Raw genomic sequence first — 21,755 nt, 5'->3', positions numbered from 1 at the left:
TATGATTTTTACATTTTATTTACTTTAGAGTCGTTGTACTGTGTTATGCAGCATTACTGACATATTTTTCAACCCTGTTATGATCATCAAAATACCTGTCTATTAGGAGACTCTGTGAGTAAAACATTGGCGAGTTATTATCAGCAAGCATACGCCTGTGAACAGCATAATTTTAACCGTTGTTTTTATTGTGGCTGTGAAGCGACTGAGCGCGATCACTGCCCGCCATTACATATGCTACAAAGCATTATTGATTTAGGTGAAGAAGCTGAGTTTATAAGTATTCCAGCCTGTTATGAGTGCTATGCAATATTGCATAACGAGCGTTTAATGACGATTGATGAACGCTTTACTAAGTTAAAAAACAAACTCGGTGCCAAATATGCTAAACCACTGCGGGTTTATAATATGTGGCATGAAAATGAACTCAGCGATATGAGTGATGAGTTTGCGCATAGTATTAAAGCGGGTATGAGATTAGGTGCTGAGGCTGCTGAACGTTTAGCATTTAGTGGTTTTAGTTATGAAACCGAAGAAGCTAAGGTCACAGTGCGAGAAAAAACCGCTGAGTTTGATGTCGAAGGCATCATTTTTACTGACTTTAAAGAAGCATTAAGTTATTGTATTAGTGCATTAAAAGTGCAGAAAAGTGATTTTTATAAAATATTAGTAGAAGACTACCAAGGTGATTTTAATAAAGCCTTGAGTCAGTATCGTCATCGTCACGATAAAGTGACTGCGGCTAAAGATGGCGATTGCCTAATGAAAGACTTTTCAAAATTGCATAAACAAAATTCAGATTTTGTAACTCGCACTGTTAAGCACTTTATTAGTAAAGATCCAAGTTTGACAACAGAAGCTGCACTTGAGCAACTGTATAACAATTATATTAAGAAATAACATTCATCTTATATAAATGCAGCTCTAGCTGATTTTTTAGCTTTATGTTGTGTGTTTATATAAAGTAACAAAAAACAACAACAGAGACTAATATGATGCAAAAATTTGCTCCTTCATTGTTGGTTGTTGCACTTGGTGTGGCGATTGCCGGCTGCCAAGACAATGGCCCACAAGATGACCAAGTAACAATCAATAAAAATCCATACCCAAGTACCTACAAGGTACTTAAATCAACCTCGACGCTGATCACTAATGCGACAGTTCTTACTGGTACTGGTGAGCGTTTAGAAGAAGCCGATGTATTACTTGTTGCCGGAAAAGTGCAACAAGTCGGTAAAGATCTAACTGCGCAAGCTGATTTAACTATTGATGCGCAAGGTAAATGGGTAACCCCAGGCTTAATTGATGTGCATTCACACTTAGGAGCATACCCGAGCCCATCTGTTGAATCTCATCAGGACGGCAATGAGATGACCAGCCCTAATACTGCTGAGGTATGGGTTGAGCATTCAATTTGGCCACAAGATCCAGGTTTTAACCGCGCACGTGAAGGCGGTATTACCGCATTACAAATTTTACCCGGCTCAGCCAATTTATTTGGTGGTCGTGGGGTTACTTTAAAAAATGTTCCATCGCACACGATGCAAGGTATGAAGTTCCCTGATGCACCGTATGGCTTAAAAATGGCCTGTGGTGAAAATCCCAAGCGTGTCTATGGGCGTAAAGGCGTATTACCATCAACGCGAATGGGCAATATGGCCGGCTATCGTGAAGCTTGGATAGGTGCCGTTGAATATAAACGCGCGTGGGATAAATACGATACAGATTATGCAGCAGGCAAAAACCCAGAAATACCGCATCGTGATATTAAATACGATACATTACGTGGTGTGCTTGAAGGCGAGGTACGTATTCATAATCATTGCTACAAAGCTGAAGAAATGGCAATGATGATTGACCTTTCAAAAGAGTTTGGTTATCACGCAGGTACTTTCCATCACGGTATTGAAGCATATAAAATTGCTGATTTACTCGCTGAAAATGGCTCTTGTGCAGCACTTTGGCCAGACTGGTGGGGCTTTAAAATGGAAGCCTACGACATGGTTCAAGAAAACATTGCGATTGTTGATGCGGTTAAAAACTCTTGTGCTGTTGTTCATTCAGATTCTGACACTACTATCCAACGCTTAAATCAAGAAGCAGGGAAAGTAATGTACCGTGCTAACGATAATGGGTTTAATATTTCAGAACAGCATGCGATTAAATGGATCACTTCAAATGCTGCCAAAGCATTAGGTGTTGCTGATAAAACCGGTTCACTCGAAGCAGGTAAACAAGGCGATGTGGTCATTTGGAATCAAAGCCCATTCAGTGTTTATGCTAAAGCAGAGCAAGTTTTTGTCGATGGTGCAAAAGTGTATGATCGTTATGATGATACATTCCAAGCCCAAAGCGATTTTATGTTAGGTCAAAAATAAGGAGTAACTAGGATGACAAAATTAACACATTCATTTTCGCTCTCGCTAGTTGCTGCCGGTTTATTAGCAAGTACAGCGGTTGCTGCGCAATCAATCGCCATCATTAATGCCACGGTACATACCTCGACAGAGCAAGGTGTATTACAAGGTGCGAGTATTATTATGGATGAGGGCAAAATTACTGCCATCAACCCGGAGAAAGTTGCAGCGGACACGATTATAGACGCTAAAGGCCAAATTGTGACAGCAGGCTTTATTGGCACCATGAATCAATTAGGCTTAGTTGAAGTGGGCGCTGTTGCTGGCTCTCGCGATGGTGGTGATGATAAAGCGGGGATCGATTTTGATCCAAGCCTAGCATTTAATGCTCACTCAAGTTTGATCCCCTATGCACGTAAAGGTGGCATTACCCGTGATGTGATCACCCCACACGGCGGAGAAAGTATTTTTGCAGGCCTTGCCAGCGTAGTCGATTTAAGCGGTGAGTTTGACAGTGTAAAGCAAACGCAAGTTGCGCTGGTGGTGCACTTAGGCGAAAAGAGCAAAGGCTCGCGCGCAATGTCGCTGCAAAACTTGATTGATAAGTTAGCTGCTCATCAACTAAAAACCAGCAAAAAAGCTAAAAAAGACGATGCTGTACCAAGTACCGAAGATAAAGTTCTCAGTAAAGTATTAGCGGGTGAAATGCCATTATTGGTAACGGCTTCTCGCGCCGCAGATATTATTGAGCTAATCAAAGTAAAACAACAGTTTTCACTTAATTTAGTGATTGCAGGCGCACAAGATGCCGTGGTTGTGAAAGAGCAATTAGCGCAAGCAAATGTTCCTGTTATTGTAAGTTCTATGGAGAGTTTACCTGGCAGTTTTGATTCGTTACATGCAAGTTTAGATAATGCAGGCAAACTGGAAAAAGCAGGCGTAAAGGTGTTGTTGTCTCTCGCAGGCGATGCCAGTCACAATGTTTATCAATTGCGTTTTGATGCGGGTAATGCGGTTTCTTATGGCATGACACAAGCGGGTGCATTAAAAGCTATCACAGCGAATGTTGCTGATGTATTTGGAATTAATGCCGGCAGTGTGGCGGTAGGTAAAGCTGCTGATTTAGTGATGTGGAACGATGATCCGTTTGATTTTACTAGTCACGTAACTAAAATGTTTATTAACGGCGAAGAAGTTTCAACAGAAGCACGCCAAGATAAACTCCGTAAACGTTATACCACTGACTCAGATATGCCGCGCGCATATACTAAGTAACTACGTGCAACTTAATAAGTAGCTTAACTTTAACTTGAACAACTAAAAAGGCCGCATTCGCAGCCTTTTTGCTTTTTGCGTCAGTGAAAAATAAAACGTTATTTAAAAGACAAAAAAGGCACCCACTTTAACAGTGCGCGCCTTTAAATTTAACCGATACTTATACTAGTTTAGCTAAGATATCGTTAAATGTGGTGCTAGGGCGCATTGCTTTAAATGCTGCATCATCATTTGGTTGGAAATAACCACCGATGTTTACAGCTGGGCCTTGTGCATCGTTAAGTTCGTTAACGATTTGTTCTTTGTTGGTTTCTAAATCACTGGCGATTTGCGTGAACTGTGCTTTAAGTTCACTGTCATCGTTTTGCTTGGCAAGCTCTTGCGCCCAAAATAAAGATAGGAAGAAGTGAGAACCACGGTTATCAATTTCTTTTACTTTACGTGATGGTGATTTATTTTCAGCAAGGAAAGTACCCGTTGCTTTATCAAGTGTATCAGCAAGTACTTGTGCTTTATTGTTACCTGTAGTCACGCTAAGGTGCTCAAGTGATGCCGCAAGAGCTAAAAATTCACCTAAAGAATCCCAACGTAAGTGGTTTTCTTTTTCGAATTGTTGTACGTGCTTAGGTGCAGAGCCACCCGCGCCTGTTTCAAATAAACCACCGCCATTCATAAGAGGTACGATTGACAGCATTTTAGCACTTGTCCCAAGCTCAAGAATTGGGAATAAATCAGTTAGGTAATCACGTAATACGTTACCTGTTACTGAAATTGTGTCTTTACCTTCTTTAATGCGCACCAGTGAGAACAGAGTTGCTTCAAGCGGTGCAAGAATTTGGATATCAAGGCCCGATGTATCGTGGTCTGGTAAGTATGCGTTAACTTTTTTGATTAACTGTGCATCGTGCGCACGGTTTTCGTCAAGCCAGAAAATAGCAGGGTTGCCGGTAGCGCGAGCACGGTTTACAGCTAATTTAACCCAATCTTGGATTGGTGCATCTTTAACTTGGCACATGCGCCAAATATCACCTTGCTCAACGGTGTGTTGTAGTAATATGTTGTCAGCGCTATCAACAACACGGATCACCCCGTTTGCTGGTGCTTCAAAGGTTTTGTCGTGTGAGCCATATTCTTCTGCTTTTTGCGCCATTAGGCCAACGTTAGGAACGCTACCCATAGTGGTTGGATCAAACGCTCCGTGTTCTTTACAGAAATCAATTGTTGCTTGGTAAACGCCAGAGTAACAACGATCAGGAATGACAAAGCTAGTGTCTTGTAATTTACCTTCACTGTTCCACATTTGACCGCTAGAACGAATGGCAGCAGGCATAGACGCATCGATGATCACATCACTTGGTACGTGTAAGTTTGTGATACCACGATCAGAATCAACCATCGCAATTGCAGGGCGTGTTGCGTATACCGCGTCAATATCAGCTTCGATTTCAGCGCGTTTAGCATCGTCTAATGTTTGAATTTTAGCATAAACATCACCAAGACCATTATTAACATCAACACCTAGCTCAGCAAATAAAGCGCCGTGCTTAGCAAAAACGTCTTTATAGAATACTTTTACCGCATGACCAAAGATGATTGGATCAGAAACTTTCATCATGGTTGCTTTCATATGTAATGAAAACAGAATGCCTTTTTCTTTTGCAGCATCGATTTCAGTCGCTAAGAAAGCTTGTAATTTAGAAATACTGATTGAAGATGCATCAATCACTTCACCAGCAAGTAATGGCGTGCTTGCTTTAAGAACAGATACGTCGCCATTTTCAGCAACGTGTTCAATACGTACATCAGTGGCGGCATCAAGCGTTACTGATTGCTCAGAGCCAAAGAAATCGCCTTCACTCATGCTCGCGACATTTGAAGCAGAATCTTTGTTCCATGCACCCATTGAATGTGGGTTGTTACGTGCATATTCTTTTACAGAGCCAGGTGCACGACGGTCAGAGTTACCTTCACGTAATACTGGGTTCACAGCACTACCTTTGATTTTGTCGTAAGTAGCTTGAATTGCTTTTTCTTCGTCTGTTTTTGGTTCTGCTGGGTAATCTGGAAGTGCATAGCCTTTTTCTTGTAATTCTTTGATAACAGCACGTAATTGTGGAACTGATGCACTGATATTTGGTAATTTGATGATGTTAGCTTCAGGTGTTTTAGCAAGCTCACCTAATTCAGCAAGCGCATCACCCATACGTTGTTCTTCAGTTAAATACTCAGAAAAGTTAGCAATAACACGACCCGCTAAAGAGATGTCACGTGTTTCAACTTCAACGCCTGCGGCATTAGTGTATGCTTGGATGATCGGTAGCAAAGAGTATGTTGCTAGTGCCGGTGCTTCGTCTGTTTTAGTGTAGATAATTTTTGATGTCATCATCATTCCTAGATAGTAGGCGTAAGAGCCATATTCAACAATACAAAGAAATATCATCGCCATCATGCGTGCACGACGTGACAATGATCAGTCAGTTAGGTGTTAATACTGTTGATTAAATAATCACACCTGACTAACTGTATTTAATTTTATGCTATTTATAAACTAAGTAAATTAGCCATTAGCCTAATTAATAGTGTTAAAGAGCCTTTTGAGACTGCTTTTAAGCACCTAAGAGTGTAACAAGCTTGGCTACAAAGGGCTAATAACAAATATATATCCAAACTACCTCAAGACGCCGAACTCTGCATCTTGAGGTAGTTTGGATATAACATGGGGGTATTAAAAAAGAATTTCAAGAGGAAGCGCAGTTTTTGTTCATTCTGCACGTTTAATTTCTAATAGATTAAGATTGCCAACGTTAGCTCAGTATATGCAATTTAGTTAAGGTTAAATAAATTTAGAGGGATTAAGCGAGGATCTTTACAGGTCGCTCGCTTTAGTCGAACGTCTAAACAACTACACTAACTCTTCGTTAGGCGCTATATTAGTCGCATGCATGCCTTTTGGGCCTTGCTGCAATTCGAATGTTACATCTTGACCAGCTTTAAGTGTTTTATAACCGTCCATTACAATCGTTGAGTAATGGGCGAATATATCATTCTCGCAGCCGTCTTCTACGATGAAACCAAAACCTTTGGCGTTATTGAACCATTTGACTTTACCACAAGCCATACTTCTACATCCTTCTATAAGTTGACTAATTTAGTTATTCTAAACCGTATAGTTTGATAGACTGACTAAGGTTTAATCAATCTACAATTGACTGTAGTTTATTTCGCCGATCAGTCAAGTGTTTTAAACTGTTTTTTTAACATTTAATTTATTTTTTATTCAAGTTTGCTTGAGTTCCAAAGACAAGACTATATTTAATTATGAGTGGCATGAAAGATTCAGGTGTTTTAGATACGGTTCGCGATAGTGAAAAGCAAAAACTGCAACCACCGCGAAAATACAAAGTCATTTTAAATAATGATGATTACACGCCAATGGACTTTGTGATAGAAGTACTGACGACGTTTTTTAATATGGATAGCGATAGAGCAACAGATGTGATGCTGCAAGTTCATCAAAATGGTCGCGCAATTTGCGGGATTTATACCGCAGATGTAGCGTATACCAAAGTTGAACAAGTTAACCGTTATGCACGAGATAACGAGCATCCACTGCTATGTAGTTGTGAGCAGGAATAATACCAAGGTAGGGTGATCAAAATACCCATCACAACGGTATAAAAATATTATCTCAGTAAGGGGTTGCTAATGCTAAACAAAGATTTAGAACTAACTTTAAACGCGGCGTTTCGCGAAGCGCGCACACGTCGCCATGAATTTATGACTGTAGAGCACCTATTACTTGCCCTACTTGACAATCCATCGGCTGGAGAAGCACTACACGCCTGCGGGATTGATATGGCAGCATTAAAAGCTGAGCTATCAGAGTTTATTAATGAGACCACTCCAGTCATTCCTGATTTAGAAGAAGAACGTGAAACCCAACCAACACTTGGTTTTCAGCGGGTATTGCAACGCGCGGTATTTCATGTGCAATCATCGGGTAAAAACGAAGTAACAGGCGTCAATGTGTTGGTTGCCATTTTTTCAGAACAAGAAAGCCAAGCAGTTTACTTGCTGAAAAAAGCTGATATCTCACGACTAGATATTGTGAACTTTATATCTCACGGGATCACTAAAGCAGACGATGACATGGGTGGTGCAGATGCTGATGACATCCATGAAGAAGTACAAGCAGTACAAGGCGAAGAGCCAAGTAAATTAGAAAACTTTACGTCTAATTTGAATGCACTCGCCCGTGAAGGGAATATCGACCCATTGGTAGGCCGTGATAGTGAAGTAGAACGCACGGTGCAAGTACTGTGTCGTCGTAAAAAGAATAATCCGTTATTAGTTGGCGAAGCCGGAGTTGGTAAAACCGCTATTGCTGAAGGTCTAGCGTATCGCATAGTGCATGAACAAGTACCTGAAGTGATTGCCGATGCCGTGGTGTACTCGTTAGACATGGGAGCGTTGCTTGCAGGTACTAAATATCGAGGCGATTTTGAAAAACGCTTTAAAGCCTTGCTAAAAGAGCTTCAGGCGAAACCGGGGGCGATTTTATTTATTGATGAGATCCATACCATCATTGGTGCCGGTGCAGCCTCTGGTGGCGTTATGGACGCATCTAACTTACTTAAACCACTGCTTTCGAGCGGTAAGTTACGTTGTATGGGCTCAACGACTTATAATGAGTATAAAAATATCTTTGAAAAAGACCGTGCATTGGTGCGTCGTTTTCAAAAAATTGATGTACTTGAACCAAGTGTCGCTGATACCACTAAAATACTTAATGGTTTAAAAGAACGTTACGAAGAGCATCATGGCATTCGCTATACCCAAAAAGCGTTAAAAGCGGCAGCAGAGCTCAGTGCTAAGTACATTAATGAGCGTCACTTACCTGATAAAGCCATTGATGTAATTGATGAAGCGGGTGCTAGCCAACGATTACAACCGATCTCTAAACGCAAAAAAACCATTGGTGTGGCAGATATTGAATTGATCGTGGCGAAAATGGCGCGTATTCCGCAGCAAAGTGTGTCATCAAGTGATAAAGAGACCCTTAAAAATCTTGATCGTAATTTGAAAATTTTGGTATTTGGCCAAGATCAATCAATCGATGCACTAACCTCGGCCATTCGCTTATCACGTTCAGGCTTATCAAATGAAGATAAACCAGTCGGTTCGTTCTTGTTTGCAGGCCCAACGGGTGTAGGTAAAACTGAAGTAACTAAACAGCTTGCAAAATGTATGGGTGTTGAGTTTATCCGTTTTGATATGTCTGAGTATGTTGAGCGCCATGCGGTGAGTCGTTTAATTGGTGCGCCTCCAGGCTATGTTGGTTTTGAACAAGGTGGCTTGTTAACTGAGGCTGTGATTAAAAATCCACATTCGGTTGTCTTACTGGATGAGATTGAGAAAGCCCACTCAGATATTTACAATATCTTATTGCAAGTGATGGATCATGGTACGCTGACCGATAATAACGGCCGTAAAGCGGACTTTAGGAATGTTGTGGTGGTGATGACTACTAATGCGGGCGTACAAGAAACAGTACGTAAATCAATTGGTTTTACTGATCAAGATCATTCTCACGATGCGATGAGCGAAATCAATAAAGTATTTTCGCCAGAATTTAGAAACCGCCTAGATAACATCATTTGGTTTAACCACCTTGATCGTGATGTAACTTTACTGGTGGTTGATAAATTTATTGTTGAGCTACAAGCACAGCTGGATAAAAAGTCAGTTAACCTTGAGCTTACTAACAAAGCGAGGGAATGGTTGGCAGATAAAGGCTACGATAAAGCTATGGGGGCACGACCAATGGGACGTGTGATCCAAGAGCAATTGAAAAAACCGTTGGCAAACGAGATTTTATTCGGTGAACTTATCGACGGTGGCACAGTTAAAGTATCTATCAAAGATAAAAAATTACGTTTTGATTATGAAACGAATTTAACACCCGCATAATTGCAGCGTTAAATAGAAAACAAAAAGCCCAGCAATTGCTGGGCTTTTTGTTTATTAAATGTAATGGTCAGCAACTGCTTTCAATTACATTTAATAAACGCTTCAAGCTAGTGTAGAAAGTAACTAAGTTACTCAGACAACTTAGCTAAAAACTTGATATTTCGTTAACGCACTAACTTAGCGAGCACGGAATACGATGCGACCTTTTGATAAATCGTATGGGGTCATTTCTACGGTAACTTTATCGCCGGTTAAAATACGGATATAGTTTTTACGCATTTTACCTGAAATATGAGCCACAACTACGTGACCATTTTCAAGCTCAACTCGGAACATTGTATTTGGTAAAGTATCAAGGACCGTCCCTTGCATTTCGATTACGTCTTCTTTCGCCATGTTTAGCGTAACACCTCTTTAATAGTTAAACGATGCAGATTCTGCCGAAAATACACCAATAAGTAAAGCCACTGTAGGCATTTTTGCAAATTAAATAGCCAGCCACTGCTCTGCAACTCTATTTTGAGCAGGTAAAAATTGGGTTTTGTAACGCATTTTTGTACATTCATCAATTTGATAGCCTAAATAGAGAAACTCTTTATCGTATTGTTTGGCGAATTTGAGCTGCTCTAAAATCATAACTGTACCCACACTGAAGTGCTCATAATCAGGATCAAAAAATGTATAAATAGCAGAAACAGCGTTGTGCATACAATCAGTTACCGCCACTGCAACCAGTTTATCTTGATCCCATAACTCAATAAACATAATGGGTAACCAGTGACAAAATATAAAGCTGTCGAACTGACTTTGTTCTGGTGGGTACATGGAACCGTCTTGGTGACGCTCGGTAATGTATTTACTGTATAACGAAAAGTATTCAGGGCGCTGTTGTTCTGAGTATTTCACGCAAAAGGTATTTTTTGCTTTATTAAGTTTACGTTTTTGCGATTTTGTCGGTAAAAATACCTTAGCTAATACACGAACAGACTTACATGCGCTGCAAACAGGGCAGTGTGGTCGGTAAATTTGGTCACCACTGCGGCGAAAACCGAGGGCCAGTAACTGCTCAAATTTGCATGGGGTATAACAACTTGGATCCAAAATGACTAATAATTGCTCTTGGCGATCGGCAAGATAGCTACAATCAAATTGTTGGCTTAATCCTAAACGAGCAGGTAAGTGTTCAGTCATAAATTGCAATAAGCTCCTGAGGTTGCCACATTGTTGTTGGAATAATAAACTCTTCTGCTTGTTTTAGTTTAGTTAAAAATTCTGAGCGCGGTAGCACTTTTTCACCTAAAGTGACTAAATAAGGATTCTCAAGCTGACAGTCAATAAAATGGGCATGGTGACGTTTCAACCAATTAACCAATGCCCACATGGCTAATTTTGAACAATTAGCTTGATGATGAAACATCGATTCGCCGCAAAATACGCCATGTTGCATAATACCGTATAAGCCACCAACAAGTTTGTCATCTGACCAGATTTCTAAACTATGCGCTAAGCCTGCTTTATGTGCATCTTTATAAGCGTTAAGCATTTTTTTTGTGATCCAGGTGCCATCTGTCTCTAAGCGTTGTTGGCGACAGGCTTCAATCACCTGAGTAAATTCGGTATTAATAGTCACCTTAACCGGATTTTTTTTCAGATGCTTACGTAAGCTTCGGCTAATATGAAATTCATCTAGCTCGATAATACCTCGCTCACTGGGCGACCACCACATAATAGGTTCGTATTCACTAAACCAAGGGAAAATCCCTTGCCCGTAGGCGTTTTTTAATCGCGTTACCGATAAGCATCCACCAATGGCAAGTAAACCATCTGGATCATCTAATGCATGGCTGGGTTCAGGAAAAGCAAAGTGACTTTTAGAGAGTTGATAAAGTTGTTTAGTCATAACATCGTTTCTTGTTACTACGCGGGCATATAAATTGTAACTTGTTGCTTTAAAATCACGAACAAAAAATTTTAGGCATAAAAAAAGCGCGTTTAAAACGCGCTTAATTGAACCATTAACTCGATCGAATTAGCTAACAACTTTAACAGGTACTGCTTCACCTGCGTTGAACTTAGTTGTCATCGCTTCTTCAACAGGTGTAAACGATGTCAGATCAATACCTTCAACTGCAGACTTATACTCTTCGATAGTCGGGAAACGACCAAGTACAGTCGAAAGTACTACCAGTGGTGTTGAACCTAGTAGTGATTCACCTTTTTTCTCAGATGTATCGGCTACTACACGGCCTTGGAACAGACGTGTTGATGTAGCGATAACAGTGTCACCAGGTTCTGCTTTTTCTTGGTTACCCATACATAGGTTACAACCAGGGCGTTCTAGGTATAAGATATTTTCATACTTAGTACGTGCAGCCGTTTTTGGTTTTGCATCGTCAAATTCAAAACCTGCGTATTTAGCAAGGATATCCCAATCGCCTTCAGCTTTAAGCTCATCAACAATGTTATATGTTGGTGGCGCAACAACTAATGGTGCTTTAAATTCAATTGAACCGTTTTTCTTTTCTAGGTTACGTAGCATGTGAGCAATAATTTTCATATCACCTTTGTGAACCATGCACGAACCAACAAAGCCTAAATCAACAGGTTTGTCATTGTAAAAAGAAACAGGGCGGATCACATCGTGAGTATAACGCTTAGATACATCATCGTTATTTACGTCAGGGTCAGCAATCATTGGCTCAACAATTTGGTCTAAATCAACCACAACTTCTGCGTAGTATTTAGCATTATCATCTGGAGATAGAGCTGGCTCTTCACCAGATTGGATGCCCGCAATACGCTTGTCAGCTAAGTCGATTAGACCTTGTAGTGTTTGCGCTTCGTTATCCATACCTTTGTTGATCATGATTTGGATACGTGATTTAGCAAGTTCAATTGACTTGATCAATGTTTCATCATTTGAAATACAGATTGATGCTTTCGCTTTCATTTCTGCAGTCCAGTCAGTGAAGGTAAACGCTTGGTCAGCCATCAAGGTGCCGATGTGAACTTCAATGATACGACCTTGGAACACGTTTTCGCCACCAAATTGCTTCAGCATTTGCGCTTGCGTTGCATGTACAACGTCGCGGAAATCCATGTGCTTAGCCATTTTGCCTTTAAACGTTACTTTAACTGAATCAGGAATTGGCATCGCTGATTCACCGGTTGCAAGGGCAACCGCAACAGTTCCTGAGTCGGCACCAAAGGCAACGCCTTTTGACATACGTGTATGCGAGTCACCACCGATGATGATTGCACGGTCGTCAATGGTAATGTCGTTCAATACTTTGTGGATAACGTCAGTCATTGCATGGTAAACGCCTTTCGGGTCACGCGCAGTGATCAAGCCAAACTTATTCATAAACGCCATTAGTTTTGGAATGTTTGCTTGCGCTTTGCTATCCCATACTGATGCAGTGTGACAGCCAGATTGATATGCACCATCAACAAGTGGTGAAATCGTTGAAGCAGCCATCGCTTCTAATTCTTGTGCTGTCATTGGGCCGGTTGTATCTTGCGAACCAACGATGTTCACTTTCACGCGAACATTTGAGCCTGCGTGAAGTGGTGTATTTGATAATACACCTACTGCATTACGGTTAAAGATTTTTTCAACCGCTGTTAAGCCTTGGCCTGCATGTGAAATTTCTTTTGAAGGAGCATAAACAAGCGGAGTTTCAATGCCGAGAGTTTCAGCAGCAAACGTTTGTAGTTTTTTACCGAATACAACTGCGTAAGAACCACCAGCTCTCATGAACTCAACTTTTTGCGGTGTGAACGCTGATGAAATATCAACAAGTTCTTTATCACCGTTATAAAGCTTCTTCTCTTTAGTATTGATTGTTAACACAGTACCAGTAGCAACAGAGTAGGCTTCTTCAAGCACTGCGTCACCATTTGCATCAGTTACTGTATTGCCGTCTGCATCTACTTTTTTAACCCAGTTTTTAAGGTCAAGACCAATACCGCCAGTTACATCAACTGTTGTTAAGAAGATTGGCGCAATACCGTTAGTACCTGCAACAACAGGTGCAATATTGATGAAAGGAACGTATGGACTTGCTTGTTTGCCAGCCCAAAGTGCAACGTTATTCACACCAGACATACGTGATGAACCAACGCCCATCGTGCCTTTTTCAGCAATAAGCATTACTTTAGCGTTAGGGTGTTTCTTTTGAAGGGCAACAATTTCTTGTTGTGCTTCTTCAGTGATCATGCACTTACCGTGTAATTCACGGTCAGCACGTGAGTGTGCTTGGTTACCTGGAGACAGTAAATCAGTTGAGATGTCGCCTTCACCGGCAATGTAGGTTACTACTTCGATTTTTTCTTCGATGTCAGGTAATTTTGTGAAGAATTCAGCTTGTGCGAAACTCTCTAGTAATTCTTTAGCAATTGCATTACCTGCTTCGTAGGCCGCTTTTAAGCGTTCCATATCTGCATCGTACAAGAATACCTGAGTTTTAAGTACTTCAGCCGCTTGCGCTGCGATTTTTGCGTCATCAGCAAAGGCTAAATCAATTAGCATTTCAATTGACGGGCCGCCTTTCATGTGTGAAAGCAGTTCAAATGCAAATTCTGGAGTGATCTCTGCAACTTGCTCTTCACCTAAAATAATTTCTTTTAGAAACTGTGCTTTAACGCCCGCAGCACTGGTTGTTCCTGGTAAGGTATTAAAGATAAAGAAATGCAGTGAATCTTTACGGTGCTCGTTGTTAGTATCTTTAATTTGATTAATGATTTCTGATACTAATTCAGCGCTATCGATTGGTTGTGGGTTTAATCCAAGCTCCGTTTTACGGGTTTGGATTTCTTCCATATATTTTGTATACAAACTCATAGAAAACTCTCGGTATTTTACTTGATATGAAGTTAAGCATTTTAACTGATTTTATAGTCTCTAGTAATGCCTAAATGAATAAAGCTTTTGTGCCTGACAATAATTATAGCTAGTTTTATTTACAATACTTTGACGATACTCATTGCTCGACCTTAGATCCTATCGCACCTAAGCTATTAATTGTATAAATATGCTTTATTTCAAGTATAATTGTGGTGAATGTTGGTGTGAGTGCAATTATCTTGGGCGTAATGTTTTAGGCACAAAAAAGGGCTGAATTTTCAGCCCTTTTCTAATTTAGAATCTAAATTACAGGTTATCTAAAAAGCGCTCAGCATCAAGCGCGGCCATACAACCGGTTCCTGCAGAAGTAATTGCTTGACGGTAAATATGATCAGATACATCACCTGCGGCAAAAACGCCTGGCACGCTGGTTTGCGTGGCGTTGCCGTTTAGGCCTGACTCAACCACTAAGTAGCCGTCTTTCATTTCTAGCTGGCCTACAAACATATCAGTATTTGGCTTATGGCCAATGGCAATAAATACGCCCGCTAAATCAAGTTCTTCAGTTGCTTCTGAGTTTGCATCCTTGATACGAACACCGGTAACACCCATTTGGTCACCAAGTACTTCGTCTAATGTGCGATTATAATGCAAAACCACATTACCGTTTGCGGCTTTTTCAGCTAAACGGTCAGCCAAGATTTTTTCACTACGGAAGCTATCACGACGGTGAATTACATGTACTTCATCAGCGATATTTGATAAATAAAGCGCTTCTTCAACCGCGGTGTTACCACCACCAACAACCGCAACTTTTTGACCTTTATAGAAAAACCCATCACAGGTGGCACAGGCTGACACACCACGGCCTTGGAAGTTAGTCTCAGATTCAAGGCCTAAGTACTTAGCAGATGCACCCGTTGCAATGATCAGCGCATCACAGGTGTAAGTACCTTGGTCGCCCGTTAGTGTGAAAGGGCGCTTAGATACGTCAACTTTGTTGATGTGATCAAAGACAATTTCAGTTTCAAAGCGTTCTGCATGCTCTTTCATACGATCCATTAATGCAGGACCGGTTAAACCGTGAGCATCGCCAGGCCAGTTTTCAACTTCAGTAGTGGTTGTTAGCTGGCCACCTTGTTGAATACCTGTAATTAAAACAGGGTTTAAATTAGCACGCGCAGCGTAAACTGCGGCTGTGTAGCCTGCAGGGCCCGAGCCTAAAATTAGTAACTTACAATGTTTTGCTTCACTCATGCTTTTTATCCTAAACGTTTTGATAGCGTATTAATGTGCTCGATTTTAAGAGAAACAAGGGGGAAGTAAATAAAAGCGGCGATTATTTTTTTTTCTAAATCACAAAGCTGTCAAATATTGTGTACTAGGCTCATGATAAATGTACGATTTGGATGATATATGAGCTGTTAATTCAGTATTCACTCAGCATGCGACGTTAATTCATGACCAAGCAGTGTTTTTTTGATATGTTTTAACTAATTTTGATTTGTGACCCTGATTGAGGGTGACCTAAGTGAATAGGCAATTATGTTATTTTGGCAGGAAAAACCCGCGTACGGGTTGACTTCAAAAGACGTTAACGTCTTAACCAATGCACAAGAATATCGCACGCATTTACTCGCACTGATTGCGCAGGCAAAAACACGTATTTATATTACGACACTCTATCTGCAAGATGATGAAGCAGGCCGAGAGGTGTTAGCAGCGTTACATCAGGCTTCATTGGCAAACCCAGCATTAGATGTAAAAGTGTTGGTTGACTTTCATCGTGCCCAACGCGGTTTAATTGGTGCTGCAAAGTCAGATGGTAACGCTAGTCTATATTGTGAATACCAAGAACAATATCAATCAAATGTACAAATTTTTGGCGTACCTGTAAAAGCAAAAGAACTTTTTGGGGTGTTGCATTTAAAAGGGTTTGTAATCGATGATACGCTGCTTTATAGCGGTGCGAGTTTAAACAATGTGTATTTGCAGTATCAAGACCGTTACCGGTTAGACCGCTATTTTTTAGTCGAGCAGGCCTCACTATGTGATTCTGTGATTGACTTTATTGAGCAAGAATTATTGAGTTTTGAAGCAGTTCCCCGTCTTGATGTGCGGCCTTTAACAAAGTTTAATGATATTAAAATTGCCCAAAAACAATTGATGCGTTCATTAAAGCAAGCTAACTACGCTCACAGTGTGGAGCAAAATGAGCAAGCACTTGGCGTGCGACTATTTTTAGGATTGGGACGACGTAATAACGAGCTTAACCGGGTGATCAAATCCTTATTTGATGCCACCGAGCAAGAGTTAGTGCTGTATACCCCATACTTTAATTTTCCTGCACCGTTAATGCGTTCATTGCGCCGCTTACTAAAACAGGGCAAGCAAGTAACAATCGTCGTAGGCGATAAAACGGCGAATGATTTTTACCTGCCACCAAGTGAACCATTTAGTAAAATAGGTGCTTTGCCATACTTGTATGAAACGATTTTACATAAATTTTTAAAATCACAAAAGCGCCACATTATTAACGGTAATTTAAATGTGTATTTGTGGCAGCATGAAAGTAACTCATTTCATTTGAAAGGTATTTGTGCTGATCGTAAATATCATTTATTGAGTGGCCATAATTTAAATCCTCGTGCTTGGGGATTAGATATCGAAAATGGCATTTTATTAGAAGATCCTAAGCAAAGTCTCATGCCAGCAATCGACAATGAAAGAGCTGAGATATTACAGCACTGTCGTCGTTTAAATGGTGCAGAAGATTTAGAAACCGTGGATGACTATCCGCCAGCGGTTAAAAAACTGCTTGGGCAAGCTAAACGTGTTAAAGTTGATTTTATTATTAAGCGTTTTATTTAGCGCTAACTTAGATACTACAAAGTCTGTACTAGAAAAAGCAGCGGTTTCGCTGCTTTTTGCTTATTTTATACGTCAGCTGTAATTTCAATATTAAAAGGGACTTATAATGTATATTGCATCCGCCGAGAAAAAAGATTACCCGATACTAATCGAAATTTGGCAAGAGGCTGTTTCGCAAACCCACGATTTTTTAAGCCAACACGATATTGACGAACTTAAATCATTGATTTTTGCCCATTACTTTGATGCTGTGAGCTTATATTGCTGTAAAAGCCATGATGATAAAATTATCGGTTTTATTGGTGTTACTGACGGCAATATTGAAATGCTGTTTGTTGAACCTACTTTCTTTGCGAAGGGGGTGGGCACGTTTTTAATTAATTACGCGATTGATAATTTAGCGGCAACACATGTTGATGTTAACGAGCAAAATTCTAAAGTCCATGGTTTTTATTTAAGCAAAGGGTTTGAGCAAATAGGGCGCTCTGAATTAGATGGTCAAGGAAAGCCGTTTCCGCTGCTACATATGCGTTTAGCAAAAGTAGCTGAGGCTGACTAAATGGAACTGGTGGTTTCAGATTCAATAACTTTAAAGCCATTAGATATTAGTCACGCAGTTGAACTTTACCAAGTTATCGCTGATAGTCGGGAAAATCTGAGTCAATTTTTACCTTGGGTGGATAACGTAATAGATGTTAATTCAACTAAACGGTATATATATGAGCGACTACACAGTGGTAAAGCCGGTTCTCAGTGGTTTGCGGTATATATAAAGGATCGCTTAAGTGGTGTATTTGGTATTAAACACATTGATCCTGACAGTAAAGGTGCTGAATGCGGTTATTGGTTAGCTGATTTTGCACGCGGGCAGGGAGTTATGACTCAAGTGCTTACTAAAATAGTGCCTTATATAAAAAATAATAGTCATGCAAACGCTATCGAGTTTTATTGTTTAGAGGAAAACTTAGCCAGTATTAAAGTTGTGCAACGCGCAGGTGCACAATTTAAAGATTATCAAAAACAAACATCAATCTTCCTTGCTAATAAGTATCAGCGTTTAGGTGTTTATGAAATAAAGCTAAGGGCGTAAGTAATAAAAAAGCGCAATACAATTGATATCGCGCTTTACTATTCTCGGTAACTCACTAAAACGTCCATTCGATGTGGAATTGCGGTACAGACTCAGTGGTATCAGTACCTAGTTTGTTATGCCAGTATTGCCATTCAAGGCCAAGTAACAGCGTATTTTCTTTCATATTGATAGCGTGCCCGAGATCCCAAGTAATAATAGGTTGTGCTAAGATCCACGCTTTTACGTCTTCACCAAATTCATTTTCGCGTTCGGCAATGTATTCAGCATGACCGGTCACATTAAATTTTTGCGAACCAATCGTAAATGGGTAACCCCATGCTACATCGAGCATCCAACTGTTTGTTTCAATCGGTGCGCCACCACGTGCCACGCCATCGTTATCATCAATATAGGCGGTCACTAAAGTTGATAAAAAAGTAAAACCTGGTGCTTGCCAATTTACTTTAACACCAGGTAAATACTTCAGTACCTTAGCATCACCTGCGGCGTTAAAGCCCGCAGTTAGCCCAATATCAGCTATCGCACCATAAGACAGATCCTTGCCTGAAATTTTTGACAGGCTAAACGTTGAATACCATTCGCCGTAAAAGTCTTTATCTTGGTAACCATCATCAGTGGCGTCATTAATATAGTCAATAAAGAAGAAGTTATCGCCATAATCATAGGCTGATACATGTTGCAGTGATGCAATTGTGGTGTTTGACTCTTGTCCTGTGAATGGGTTTTTAAAATCACCATTGTTAAGGTGTAATGCTGTGTTACTCCAGTTAGCCGCTTGGCTAGAGGTGCTTGTCAAACAAATGACAGCGAAGACGACGGTTGTTTTCAATATCTTATCTCGAATTTAAAGCTTGTTAAGTGATCCAAAAACGAGATTATAGCAGATACCCCTAAAGTTGGCGTATCTGCATAACTAATATTAGCGGTTTATGCTTTATTACGACGTAAGCAGATCACCGCAATTGCAGTAAATGCTAATATAAAACAGTAGTACGATGAAGTAGATACTTGCCATGGGCTAATTTTAAATGTTGCGCCAAGTAGTAACGCTTGTGCACCATAAGGAAGAGAGCCTTGTGTAACACAGGCGAAAATATCCAGTAAGCTTGCTGAACGCTTACCGCTTATCTCACCATCATCGCCAAGCTTTTTGGCGATAGGACCGGCAACAATAATCGATACGGTATTATTCGCTATACATACATTGCTGGTCATTACTAACGCGGCAATACCAAATTGATCCGCCACTTTTCTGTGCCATTTTGCTATGACTTTAGTAATGGCTTGAATCTTTTTCGCGATATAATCAAGGCCACCGTTAATGCGAATAAACTCTGATAAGCCACCAATAAACATCGACAGCAAGAAGATTTCCTGCATATCAGTAAAGCCCTTATAAATGTCTTTTACAAAGCTGGCACCTTCATAACTACCAGTAAAGCCCATCAGTGCCGCAAATATAATACCGCTGAATAGCACTAGAAATACATTAAAGCCCATCACCGCCAGCACCAAAATAAATGCATAAGGTAGTACTAATAGAATATCGTAATCTTTGGTTTCTACAGCTTGAGCCGCAGGAGTTAAAAACAATAATAAACCAATCGTGAGGATAGCTGCTGGCAATGCGATTTTTAAATTCTCACGGAATTTATCTTTCATCTCACAGCCTTGGGTACGCGTTGCAGCAATGGTGGTATCAGAAATAATTGATAAATTATCGCCAAACATCGCACCTGATATAATCGTACCTGCCATTAATGCAGGATCAATACCGGTTTTAATCGATACAGCATACGCAATCGGGCCTATCGCCCCGATAGTACCCATTGAAGTACCCATGGCCGTCGACACTACCGCAGCAATTAAAAATAATCCTGGTAACAATAATGCAGGTGGGATAAGTGATAAACCGGCATTAACAACCGCATCAACACCGCCTGTTGCACCCGCGACGGCAGAAAAAGCCCCAGCAAGTAAATAAATTAAGCACATGGTAATTATGTTGTTGTGACCGGCACCTTTTATAAAAGTTTCTACACTGTGGTTAATGGTGTTTTTATTTAATATAAACGCCAGCATAATGGCGGGGAGTATAGCCACTGGAGCAGGAAGCTGATAAAAAGCGTAATCAACCCCTTGTGATTGCAAATATAAACCAGAGCCTAAAAACAGAGCGACAAAGGTTAAAAGAGGGAGTAAAGAAAGTATTGCTTTGTTTTTGTTAAATGATGGCTGCATCATAATCCTCGAAACCAGTTAATTTACAACAGCCAAAAATTTCTCTTTTAGCTGAATTTAGTTGTCATACCTATCACAATGATAAGTATCTCAACAGCGCCCGCAAGCCAAAGACCAAATCGGCGCAAAGAAAGAAGTTTAAATGTATAGATGGCTAAAGTCCATGGGTATCTGTTATTATTATTTCTTAAAAGGCTTACCTGACTATTACACGAGTTTTAGATAAAATCTAGCCAACTCAAAAAATGCATAGGTTATTAATATGAATCGAATCGGCGTATTTGGCGCAAACGGAAGAATGGGGCTAGCATTAATTGAAGCCGCTCACCAAAATAATCATACCGAGCTTAGTGCAGCCTATGTACGTAGCAGTTCACCCTTATTAAATATTGCCGTTAATCAATTAAATAGCGCAGCACCAGCGACAATTAACTTTAGTGACGAACGCCACGTTGACAATATCGACGTACTGATTGATTTTACGCTTGCTGCGGGTATGCGTGAGCATTTAAAAATAGCCGTTGCACAAAATATCCCGATGGTGATTGGCACCACAGGTTTAAATAACGACGATATGCAACTGTTACAGGCTGCGGCGAAGCAGATCCCAATTGTGTTTGCGCGTAATTATAGCGTCGGTGTAAATTTACTGTTGAATTTAGTACAAACCGCAGCCACTAAGTTTGGTGATGATTTAGATATCGAAATTTTTGAAGCGCATCACCGCCATAAAATCGATGCGCCATCAGGTACTGCACTTGCCATTGGAGAGGCAATTGCCGATGCAAAAGGGTGGGTGCATGATGAGGTTGCGGTATTTGATCGCAGTCGAATAGAAAAAGAAAAATCACAAAATGAAATTGGTTATTCGGTGCTTAGAGGCGGAGATATAGTTGGTGAACATACCGCATATTTCGCAACTTCTGGCGAAAGGCTTGAATTAACTCATAAAGCAAGTTCTCGAATGACCTTTGCATTAGGCGCAGTAAGAGCTGCGGCCTGGTTGAAAAATAAGCCTGCAGGACTTTATGATATGCAAGATGTGCTTGACTTGAAGTAGTTTAGTTGTATTTTTGAGTGTTTGGCAGGTTTTTTTGCTTGT

18 protein-coding genes are annotated in these 21,755 nt (G+C 40.4%); 9 read left to right on the top strand and 9 right to left on the bottom strand.

The features are described 5' to 3' along the window. Nucleotides 1–114 precede the first annotated feature (114 nt). From HHO47_RS01280 to HHO47_RS01270, 3 genes are all read left to right on the top strand, one after another. Nucleotides 115–900, top strand: coding sequence for a hypothetical protein (locus HHO47_RS01280; protein ID WP_169018120.1), 786 nt, complete (start codon nucleotides 115–117; stop codon nucleotides 898–900). A 95-nt stretch (nucleotides 901–995) separates the two neighbouring features. After that, nucleotides 996–2,378: an amidohydrolase gene (locus HHO47_RS01275; RefSeq protein ID WP_169018257.1), complete on the top strand. Its 1,383-nt coding sequence runs from the start codon at nucleotides 996–998 to the stop codon at nucleotides 2,376–2,378. Nucleotides 2,379–2,390: 12 nt separating this feature from the next. Beyond that, nucleotides 2,391–3,632, top strand: a complete 1,242-nt coding sequence (locus HHO47_RS01270) for an amidohydrolase family protein (RefSeq protein ID WP_169018118.1) — start codon at nucleotides 2,391–2,393, stop codon at nucleotides 3,630–3,632. Nucleotides 3,633–3,792: 160 nt separating this feature from the next. Here the strand turns inward: HHO47_RS01270 and HHO47_RS01265 are convergent, their stop codons facing one another. Next, complete coding sequence (locus tag HHO47_RS01265; RefSeq protein WP_169018256.1) at nucleotides 3,793–6,015, bottom strand: NADP-dependent isocitrate dehydrogenase; 2,223 nt, start codon at nucleotides 6,013–6,015, stop codon at nucleotides 3,793–3,795. A gap of 519 nt (nucleotides 6,016–6,534) precedes the next feature. Continuing rightward, nucleotides 6,535–6,750, bottom strand: coding sequence for a cold shock domain-containing protein CspD (cspD, locus tag HHO47_RS01260; RefSeq protein WP_054204685.1), 216 nt, complete (start codon nucleotides 6,748–6,750; stop codon nucleotides 6,535–6,537). Between the two features lie 209 nt (nucleotides 6,751–6,959). On the opposite strand from cspD, the gene clpS reads away from it, so the two are divergent. Both clpS and clpA read left to right on the top strand, forming a co-directional pair. Further along, nucleotides 6,960–7,268: an ATP-dependent Clp protease adapter ClpS gene (gene clpS / locus HHO47_RS01255; protein ID WP_248290894.1), complete on the top strand. Its 309-nt coding sequence runs from the start codon at nucleotides 6,960–6,962 to the stop codon at nucleotides 7,266–7,268. Nucleotides 7,269–7,337: 69 nt separating this feature from the next. Continuing rightward, nucleotides 7,338–9,602 (top strand): ATP-dependent Clp protease ATP-binding subunit ClpA, encoded by a 2,265-nt coding sequence (gene clpA / locus HHO47_RS01250; protein ID WP_169018114.1) that lies wholly within the window; start codon nucleotides 7,338–7,340, stop codon nucleotides 9,600–9,602. A 177-nt stretch (nucleotides 9,603–9,779) separates the two neighbouring features. On the opposite strand, the gene infA is transcribed toward clpA, so the two are convergent. From infA to trxB, 5 genes are all read right to left on the bottom strand, one after another. Continuing rightward, nucleotides 9,780–9,998, bottom strand: a complete 219-nt coding sequence (infA, locus tag HHO47_RS01245) for a translation initiation factor IF-1 (RefSeq protein WP_002962494.1) — start codon at nucleotides 9,996–9,998, stop codon at nucleotides 9,780–9,782. A 90-nt stretch (nucleotides 9,999–10,088) separates the two neighbouring features. Then, nucleotides 10,089–10,793 (bottom strand): arginyltransferase, encoded by a 705-nt coding sequence (locus HHO47_RS01240; protein ID WP_169018112.1) that lies wholly within the window; start codon nucleotides 10,791–10,793, stop codon nucleotides 10,089–10,091. Next, nucleotides 10,786–11,502 carry a leucyl/phenylalanyl-tRNA--protein transferase gene (gene aat / locus HHO47_RS01235; protein WP_169018110.1) on the bottom strand — a complete coding sequence of 239 codons (717 nt, stop codon included), beginning with the start codon at nucleotides 11,500–11,502 and terminating at the stop codon, nucleotides 10,786–10,788. Before aat ends, HHO47_RS01240 begins: the two co-directional genes overlap by 8 nt. Nucleotides 11,503–11,631: 129 nt before the next feature. Further along, on the bottom strand, nucleotides 11,632–14,445 hold the full coding sequence (locus tag HHO47_RS01230) for a bifunctional aconitate hydratase 2/2-methylisocitrate dehydratase (RefSeq protein ID WP_169018108.1): 2,814 nt from the start codon (nucleotides 14,443–14,445) through the stop codon (nucleotides 11,632–11,634). A 309-nt stretch (nucleotides 14,446–14,754) separates the two neighbouring features. Further along, nucleotides 14,755–15,705 (bottom strand): thioredoxin-disulfide reductase, encoded by a 951-nt coding sequence (gene trxB / locus HHO47_RS01225; protein WP_169018106.1) that lies wholly within the window; start codon nucleotides 15,703–15,705, stop codon nucleotides 14,755–14,757. Between the two features lie 288 nt (nucleotides 15,706–15,993). On the opposite strand from trxB, the gene pssA reads away from it, so the two are divergent. From pssA to HHO47_RS01210, 3 genes are all read left to right on the top strand, one after another. Further along, nucleotides 15,994–17,319, top strand: a complete 1,326-nt coding sequence (pssA, locus tag HHO47_RS01220; protein WP_169018104.1) for a CDP-diacylglycerol--serine O-phosphatidyltransferase — start codon at nucleotides 15,994–15,996, stop codon at nucleotides 17,317–17,319. 106 nt (nucleotides 17,320–17,425) lie between these two features. Next, nucleotides 17,426–17,878 (top strand): GNAT family N-acetyltransferase, encoded by a 453-nt coding sequence (locus tag HHO47_RS01215; protein WP_169018102.1) that lies wholly within the window; start codon nucleotides 17,426–17,428, stop codon nucleotides 17,876–17,878. Next, on the top strand, nucleotides 17,879–18,409 hold the full coding sequence (locus HHO47_RS01210; protein WP_169018100.1) for a GNAT family N-acetyltransferase: 531 nt from the start codon (nucleotides 17,879–17,881) through the stop codon (nucleotides 18,407–18,409). 55 nt (nucleotides 18,410–18,464) lie between these two features. Here the strand turns inward: HHO47_RS01210 and HHO47_RS01205 are convergent, their stop codons facing one another. Then, entirely contained in the window at nucleotides 18,465–19,241 is a 777-nt protein-coding gene (locus tag HHO47_RS01205) for an outer membrane protein OmpK (RefSeq protein ID WP_169018098.1), read from the bottom strand. Nucleotides 19,242–19,339: 98 nt separating this feature from the next. Continuing rightward, nucleotides 19,340–20,653, bottom strand: coding sequence for a Na+/H+ antiporter NhaC family protein (locus HHO47_RS01200; protein WP_169018254.1), 1,314 nt, complete (start codon nucleotides 20,651–20,653; stop codon nucleotides 19,340–19,342). 262 nt (nucleotides 20,654–20,915) lie between these two features. Between HHO47_RS01200 and dapB the strand changes: the two genes are divergently transcribed. Then, complete coding sequence (dapB, locus tag HHO47_RS01195) at nucleotides 20,916–21,713, top strand: 4-hydroxy-tetrahydrodipicolinate reductase (protein WP_169018096.1); 798 nt, start codon at nucleotides 20,916–20,918, stop codon at nucleotides 21,711–21,713. The last annotated feature ends 42 nt before the right edge of the window (nucleotides 21,714–21,755 follow it).

It is taken from the genome of Pseudoalteromonas arctica, assembly GCF_012927645.1.
Taxonomy (GTDB): Bacteria; Pseudomonadota; Gammaproteobacteria; order Enterobacterales; family Alteromonadaceae; genus Pseudoalteromonas; species Pseudoalteromonas arctica_A.
This window is presented reverse-complemented; position numbering and strand designations above follow the sequence as displayed.

Bases quoted from the DNA above. Each gene is read 5' to 3' on its own strand.
- HHO47_RS01275 (WP_169018257.1), top strand. From the start codon at position 996: ATGCAAAAATTTGCTCCTTCATTGTTGGTTGTTGCACTTGGTGTGGCG.
- HHO47_RS01270 (WP_169018118.1), top strand. From the start codon at position 2,391: ATGACAAAATTAACACATTCATTTTCGCTCTCGCTAGTTGCTGCCGGT.
- HHO47_RS01265 (WP_169018256.1), bottom strand. From the start codon at position 6,015: ATGACATCAAAAATTATCTACACTAAAACAGACGAAGCACCGGCACTA.
- cspD (WP_054204685.1), bottom strand. From the start codon at position 6,750: ATGGCTTGTGGTAAAGTCAAATGGTTCAATAACGCCAAAGGTTTTGGT.
- clpS (WP_248290894.1), top strand. From the start codon at position 6,960: ATGAAAGATTCAGGTGTTTTAGATACGGTTCGCGATAGTGAAAAGCAA.
- clpA (WP_169018114.1), top strand. From the start codon at position 7,338: ATGCTAAACAAAGATTTAGAACTAACTTTAAACGCGGCGTTTCGCGAA.
- infA (WP_002962494.1), bottom strand. From the start codon at position 9,998: ATGGCGAAAGAAGACGTAATCGAAATGCAAGGGACGGTCCTTGATACT.
- HHO47_RS01240 (WP_169018112.1), bottom strand. From the start codon at position 10,793: ATGACTGAACACTTACCTGCTCGTTTAGGATTAAGCCAACAATTTGAT.
- aat (WP_169018110.1), bottom strand. From the start codon at position 11,502: ATGACTAAACAACTTTATCAACTCTCTAAAAGTCACTTTGCTTTTCCT.
- HHO47_RS01230 (WP_169018108.1), bottom strand. From the start codon at position 14,445: ATGAGTTTGTATACAAAATATATGGAAGAAATCCAAACCCGTAAAACG.
- trxB (WP_169018106.1), bottom strand. From the start codon at position 15,705: ATGAGTGAAGCAAAACATTGTAAGTTACTAATTTTAGGCTCGGGCCCT.
- pssA (WP_169018104.1), top strand. From the start codon at position 15,994: ATGTTATTTTGGCAGGAAAAACCCGCGTACGGGTTGACTTCAAAAGAC.
- HHO47_RS01215 (WP_169018102.1), top strand. From the start codon at position 17,426: ATGTATATTGCATCCGCCGAGAAAAAAGATTACCCGATACTAATCGAA.
- HHO47_RS01210 (WP_169018100.1), top strand. From the start codon at position 17,879: ATGGAACTGGTGGTTTCAGATTCAATAACTTTAAAGCCATTAGATATT.
- HHO47_RS01200 (WP_169018254.1), bottom strand. From the start codon at position 20,653: ATGCAGCCATCATTTAACAAAAACAAAGCAATACTTTCTTTACTCCCT.
- dapB (WP_169018096.1), top strand. From the start codon at position 20,916: ATGAATCGAATCGGCGTATTTGGCGCAAACGGAAGAATGGGGCTAGCA.